Origin of the sequence: Nocardioides sp. REDSEA-S30_B4 (genome assembly GCF_001627265.1) — a bacterium.
GTDB lineage: Bacteria > Actinomycetota > Actinomycetes > Propionibacteriales > Nocardioidaceae > Nocardioides.
Genome location: NZ_LUPI01000059.1, coordinates 1 through 6215, shown reverse-complemented (window position 1 = coordinate 6215; position 6215 = coordinate 1). Strand labels below are relative to the sequence as shown.

Annotated in this window: 8 protein-coding genes; 6 read left to right on the top strand and 2 right to left on the bottom strand. The window is 74.9% G+C overall.

From position 1 onward, the window contains the following. Positions 1 to 1040, top strand: a 1040-nt coding sequence (locus A6R01_RS11995) for a hypothetical protein (protein WP_292606153.1), incomplete at its 5' end; no start/stop codon positions are given. Then, entirely contained in the window at positions 1037 to 2428 is a 1392-nt protein-coding gene (locus tag A6R01_RS11990) for a DUF5719 family protein (protein WP_292606151.1), read from the top strand. The genes A6R01_RS11995 and A6R01_RS11990, both read left to right, overlap by 4 nt. Positions 2429 to 2435: 7 nt before the next feature. Here A6R01_RS11990 and A6R01_RS11985 read toward each other — a convergent pair whose 3' ends face one another. Beyond that, positions 2436 to 2846 carry a metallopeptidase family protein gene (locus A6R01_RS11985; RefSeq protein ID WP_292606149.1) on the bottom strand — a complete coding sequence of 137 codons (411 nt, stop codon included), beginning with the start codon at positions 2844 to 2846 and terminating at the stop codon, positions 2436 to 2438. Between the two features lie 50 nt (positions 2847 to 2896). On the opposite strand from A6R01_RS11985, the gene A6R01_RS11980 reads away from it, so the two are divergent. From A6R01_RS11980 to A6R01_RS11965, 4 genes are read left to right on the top strand one after another with little or no spacing between them, the layout of a single operon-like run. Next, on the top strand, positions 2897 to 3256 hold the full coding sequence (locus A6R01_RS11980) for a DUF3499 domain-containing protein (protein ID WP_292606148.1): 360 nt from the start codon (positions 2897 to 2899) through the stop codon (positions 3254 to 3256). A gap of 20 nt (positions 3257 to 3276) precedes the next feature. Then, entirely contained in the window at positions 3277 to 4668 is a 1392-nt protein-coding gene (locus tag A6R01_RS11975) for a phosphomannomutase/phosphoglucomutase (RefSeq protein WP_292606145.1), read from the top strand. Further along, entirely contained in the window at positions 4665 to 4844 is a 180-nt protein-coding gene (locus A6R01_RS11970; protein WP_292606143.1) for a Trm112 family protein, read from the top strand. Before A6R01_RS11975 ends, A6R01_RS11970 begins: the two co-directional genes overlap by 4 nt. Beyond that, a complete protein-coding gene (locus A6R01_RS11965) occupies positions 4841 to 5869 on the top strand; it encodes an SIS domain-containing protein (RefSeq protein ID WP_292606141.1) in 1029 nt (342 codons plus the stop codon). Before A6R01_RS11970 ends, A6R01_RS11965 begins: the two co-directional genes overlap by 4 nt. 32 nt (positions 5870 to 5901) lie before the next feature. Here the strand turns inward: A6R01_RS11965 and A6R01_RS11960 are convergent. Beyond that, a partial coding sequence (locus A6R01_RS11960) for an HNH endonuclease signature motif containing protein (RefSeq protein WP_292606139.1) occupies positions 5902 to 6215 on the bottom strand: 314 nt, incomplete at its 5' end.

The window sequence follows — 6215 nt, the reverse complement described above, 5'->3', positions numbered from 1 at the left end:
GACACCGGCACCGCCAGGAGCAGCAGCGCGGAGACCGCGGCGGTCGCACTGCCGCCGAGGGGCTGCTGCTGGGCGCCGGGCGGCTGCCGGCCCCGATGCCCGACGGCCTCGACGTCCTGGCCGGCCGGCTCGGCGGGCTGGGCGCGCCGACGTGGGTCGGTCTCCTGGTCGTCGTCCTCGCCCTGGTGGCGCTGTGGCCGCGTCCGACCCGCATCCCCGTGCTGATCTGCTGGCTGCTGGCGGCGGTGACGGCCCTGCTGACGCTGGTGCTGTCGTGGGTGACCCTCGACGTCGCCGGCGGCTCGACCCCGGCCTCGGTGGCCGTGCTGGTCGTGGTGCTGCAGGGCGCCCTGGTCACCGCGGTCGTGCTCGGCGCCCTCGGGGCCGTCGAGCTGCGCCGGGGCGCCTCCGCACCTCTGCCTGGGCCGTGGCGGGCCGGCGTCGTCGCCCTCGCGGTCGTCGCCTCGCTGGTCCCGCTCGTGGGGCTGGGGTGGTTCGCGGGCGGTGAGCACCGACTGGCCGCCGAGGACGCCGCCGGGATCCCGGCGTACATGGTGCAGAGCGCGGCGCAGGCCCCCGAGCGCGGCATCCTCGTGCTCACCGGCTCCGTGCGCGACGGCGTCGACTACGTCGTGCGTCGTGGGGACGGCGTGACCGTCGGCGAGGACGAGGTCCTCGGGCTCTCGCCGCGCGACACCGACCTGACCGCGCTCGTGCGCCGGGCGGTCAGCCAGCCCGATGACGAGCTGGCCACCGACCTCTCCGAGCGGGGCATCGAGTACGTCGTGCTGCCGGCGCCCGCCGACGGCGACGTCGCCTCCGTGCTCGACGCGGCGCCGGGGCTGGTGCAGGCCTCGGCCGAGGACCGCGACACCCGCGCCTGGCGGGTCTCCCGCGAGCCGGCGGCCGACGCGCTCGACGGGCCGGGCTCCTGGCTGCGCCCCGTCCTGCTGCTGGTCCAGTTCGCCGGTCTGGCCGTCGCACTGGTGCAGTGCGCGCCCACGCGGGGCGCCAGCAGGACCGAGGGGAGCCGCAGATGAGATGGCCCACCGTGACCCGGCCCTCGTCCTCCCGGCCGGGCCCGCTCGCGGTCGTGACGGCGGTCGTCCCGACCGTGGCGATCTGCGCGGCCCTGCTGGCCGACGCCGAGGTACAGGTCGACTCCGTCGACCGGGCGCCCAGCGAGGTGCCGCTGGCCCGCAGCGTGCTGGTCTGCCCGACCGGCAACGAGGCCGGAGGGGTGTTCGTGGCCTCCGACGCCGTCGAGGTCGGCGAGACCGGCGAGGTGCAGGCCGTCGCCGGCGGCCGCGCCAGCGAGCCGCGGACCGTCGAGGTCACGCCGGACCGTCGCGTCGAGCTCGCGGACGCGACCCGGGTGAGCGGGGCGGGGGCGACGGCCCCCGGGCTCGTCGTCCAGCGGTGGTCGACCCCCGGCCTGCGCGCGGTCGACTGCCCCGCCACGAGCAGCGACCAGTGGTTCACCGGTGTCGGGGCGGGTGCCGAGCACACCTCGGTGCTGGAGTTGCACAACCCCGACGCCGGGCCCGCGACCGCGACCATCACCGTCCTCGGCCAGTCCGGACCGGTGGGCGCCGGCGGCCGCCTGCGCGGGGTCTCCGTCGCGGGCGGCGCGACCGTCCGACTCGACCTCGGCGCCGAGATCCCCAAGCGCGAGGAGCTCGCGCTCCGCGTCACGACCGAGCGGGGTCGGCTCGCCGCCACCGTCATCGACGCGTTCGTGCCGATCGGACGGGGCGAGACCACCAAGGAGTACCTCAGCGGCCAGCGCGATCCCGCCACCTCGCAGCTGCTGCTGGGCGTGCCGGACGGGGTCGACGACCCCGAGGTGGTCGTCGCCAACACCTCCGACAGCGTCTCGCGGGTCTCGCTGCGCCTGGTCACGGCCGAGGCGACGTTCACCCCGGCCGACCTGGAGGAGGTGCTGGTCGACCCGTCGAGCGTCCGGCGCTTCTCGATCACCAAGCTGCTGCGCTCGGAGGTCGCCGAGGGCCTGCTCGGGATCGAGGTCGTCTCCTCGCAGCCGGCCACCTCCTCCTTCCGCGGCCGGGTGCGCGGCGACCTGCTCACGATCGTGCCCGCGGGCGCGGTGACGCAGCCGACGCTGGTCCCGGTCGCCTATCCAGGCTCCCGGCTCGTGCTCGGCGGAGCACAGGCGCTGGGCACGGTCGACGTGGTCGCCTACGACGGGCAGGGCCGCGAGGTGAGCAGCAAGGTCGCGGAGGTCGGACCCGGGACGGCGGTCGAGGTGAAGGTCCCCGGTCGCGCGGCGCTGCTGCGCGTCGCCCCGCAGGGCACCCCGGTCGTCGGGTCGCTCGTGCTCGGCAACGACGACGGCGCGGCCGTCGTCGGGCTGCGCGAGCTGCTGCGCGAGGGGCTGGTCCCCGACGTGCGACCCGGCCTGCGCTAGTCGGCGCTCAATCCTCTGGGTAGCGCGGGTCGACGACCGAGGGCTCGACACCGAGCAGCTCGGCGACCTGCTCGACCACCACGGTGAGCACCAGCGCCTCCAGGTCGCTGCGGCGCTCCGCGCGGTGCTCGATCGGACGACGGAAGATCACGAGCCGGGTCGGCCGGTCACCGGCCCCGCGGACCAGCGAGGACAGCGGCACGGCCGGGCTGTCCCAGTCGTCGGGGACCTGAGGTGCGTCCTCCACGGCGTACTCGACGAGGCCGAGGCGGTCCTGCCAGCGCTCCTCGATGGCCGTCACCACGTCGAGGACCAGCGCGTCGAAGCGCTCGCGGCCGGTGCGGAGGACGGGGCGGCCGGGCTCGGCCGGCATCACGCCGGGTCCGCGCATGCCGCGTCCCCGACGGTCACGAGTCATGTCCGCGAGCCTAGTCGTCGAGCGGGGGAGCGCCGGGTAGCGTCTGCGGCGTGAGTCCCGCCCGTCGCTGCAGCCGCACCGCGTGCGGTCGTCCGGCGGTCATGACGCTCACCTACGTCTACGCCGACCAGACCGCCGTGCTCGGTCCGTTGGCCACCTACGCCGAGCCGCACGCCTACGACCTGTGCGAGGCGCACAGCGAGCGGCTCTCGGCGCCCCGGGGCTGGGAGGTGCTGCGGCTGGCGCAGCCGGCGCCGCCGGGTCCGAGCAACGACGACCTGCTCGCGCTGGCCGACGCGGTGCGCGAGGCGGGCCGCCCGCAGCAGCCGCGGCGGGTCGCCCCGGACCAGGAGACCGGGCGCGAGACGGGGCGCAAGGGACACCTCCGGGTCCTGACCACGGACCACTGACGGACCACTAAGGTCGTCGCATGGCCGACACCCTGAGTGCGGAGAACGTCCACGCCATCTTCAAGGCGTACGACGTCCGCGGCACCGTCCCCGACCAGCTCGACGAGGCCCTGGCCCTCGCCACCGGACGTGCCTACGTGCAGGTCGTCGGCGCGAGCACCGTCGTGGTGGGCCACGACATGCGTCCCAGCTCCCCGGGGATGGCCGGCGCGTTCGCGCAGGGCGCCTCCGAGGCCGGCGCCGACGTGATCATGATCGGCCTGGCCTCCACCGACCAGCTCTACTTCGCCTCCGGGCACCTCGGTCACCCCGGAGCGATGTTCACCGCGAGCCACAACCCCGCCCAGTACAACGGCATCAAGATGTGCCGCGCCCACGCTGTCCCGGTCGGCGCCGACAGCGGGCTGCACGAGATCCGCGACCTGATCGCGTCCGGCGCGGCCACCGACGGCTTCACCCCCGCCGCGCAGGCCGGCACCATCAGCGAGCACGACGTGCTGGAGGCCTACGCCGCCCACCTGCTCTCGCTGGCTCCCGTCACCGGCCGCCGGCTCAAGGTCGTCGCCGACGCCGGCAACGGCATGGCGGGGTGGACCGCCCCGGCGGTCTTCAACCGGATCGGTGCCGAGCAGGTCGACCTGGTGCCGATGTATTTCGAGCTCGACGGGACGTTCCCGAACCACGAGGCCAACCCGCTCGACGAGACCACGCTGGCCGACCTGAAGGCGCGGGTGCTGGCCGAGGGCGCCGACATCGGGCTGGCCTTCGACGGCGACGCCGACCGCTGCTTCCTCGTCGACGAGAAGGGGCGCGCGGTCTCGCCCTCGACCCTGACCGCGCTGATCGCCGCCCGCGAGCTGGCCAAGGAGCCCGGGGCCACGGTGATCCACAACCTGATCACCTCCCGGGCCGTGCCCGAGCTGGTGACCGAGCTGGGCGGCACCCCGGTCCGCACCCGGGTGGGGCACTCCTTCATCAAGGCCACGATGGCCGAGACCGACGCGATCTTCGGCGGCGAGCACTCCGGGCACTTCTACTTCCGCGACTTCTGGCGCGCCGACTCGGGCATGCTCGCCGCGCTGCACGCGCTGGCTGCGCTCGCGGGCGCCGAGGGGACGCTGAGCGAGCTGCTGGCGGCGTACGAGCGCTACCCGATGTCGGGGGAGATCAACTCCGAGGTCGGCGACCAGGCGGCGGTGATGGACGCGCTGGAGGCGGAGTACGCCGGCCGCGACGGCGTCACGACCGACCGGCTCGACGGGCTGAGCGTGTCGCACGCAGACTGGACGTTCAACGTGCGTCCCTCCAACACCGAGCCGCTGCTGCGGCTCAACGCCGAGGGCCGCGACGAGGAGACGATGGCGGCCGTGCGCGACGACGTGCTGGCGAAGATCCGTGGAGGAGTGGCGTGAACATCGACCCGGCCCTGATGGAGATCATCGTGTGCCCCGACTGCCACGGTGACCTGGCGCCCGCCGTGGATCCCGACGGCTCCGACGAGCTGGTGTGCCAGGGCAGCTGCGGTCGCGCGTACCCCGTGCGTGACGACATCCCGGTGCTGCTGGTCGACGAGGCCCGCACTCCGTGACCTGGTTCGACGAGGCCCGCCTCGACGACGAGTCGGCCCTCGGCACCATGGACATGCGGCTGCGCCACCTGGCGGAGTCGGGGTCCCGGGTGCGCCGGGAGGTCGGCGACGCCGCCGAGGCGGCCGACAGCGCCGTGGAGCGGGCCCGCGAGCTCGACCGGCCGCGCGCCGTGGTGGCCGCCGGACCCGACTCCCGGCTGCTGCGCGCGGTCCTGGAGCCGTGGTGCCCGGTCCCGTTCGTCGCCTGGCCCGGTCCCGCCCTGCCGGGGTGGGCCGGCAGCCTCGACCTGGTGATCGTCCTGGCCCCCGACGGCAGCGACAGCGGCACGGCCTCCGCGGTCGCCGAGGCCGTGCGTCGTGGCTGCCAGGTGGTCGTGGCGTGCCCGCCGGGCTCGCTGGTGGCCGAGCACACCGTCGGCCGCTACGCCACCGTCCTGCCCTCGACCACCGGCGACCAGCTCGCGGCCGCGGTCGTGATGCTGTCCTACCTCCACCGCGTCCAGCTGGGTCCCGAGACCGCCCCCGATGCCGTCGCCGACGCGCTGGACCAGGTGGCCATCGACTGCGGTCCCCGCAAGGACCTCGCGGTCAACGAGGCCAAGATGCTGGCCATCGCGCTCGCCGACGCGACGCCGATCGTGTGGGGAGGCTCGGTCCTCGCCGCCCGTGCCGCACGCCGCGTCGCCGAGCAGGTACGCCGCGCCTCGGGCCGCACCGCCATCGCCGGCGACGCCGAGCACCTGCTGCCCGTCATCGAGGCCGCCCGGCCGCGCGACGTCTTCGACGACCCGTTCGCCGAGGGCGGTGCCGGCCCGCGCCCGGTGCTCGTCGTCCTCGATGACGGCTCCGAGGACGCCACGGTCCGCGAGCAGCGCGGGCGCCTCCAGGCCACCGCCGCCGAGCGCGGCGTCCGCGTCGAGACGCTCACCACCGAGGCGCCCACCGAGGTCGCGCGCTACGCCTCGCTGCTGCTCTCGGGCACCTACGCCGCGGAGTACCTCAGGTTGGGCCTGGTCGAGGACTGAGCCCCTTCACTCGTCGTCCTGAGGGCGCGCCGTCAGAGCTCGGTGGTGCCGTCGGAGTGGACGAGGAACCGGAGGTCGTGGGGGCTGGTCCAGAGCCAGGTGGTGGGGGTGAGCTGCTGGTAGTCCCACCGCCCGTCGGGGGATGGGTGGGTCTTGGCTCGGTGATGTCGCCGGCAGAGCGGAGCCAGACGGTCGGTGGCGGTTTGGCCGGGTGGTCCGCCTTGGTCGGGTGGGACGTACTCGTCGATGTGGTCGAGGTCGGTCCTGGCTGAGGTGCGGGTGCAGTGGGGGAAGACGCAGGTGGGGCGCTTGAGCTTGACCCGCTGGCTGATGCGGTCGGGGATCT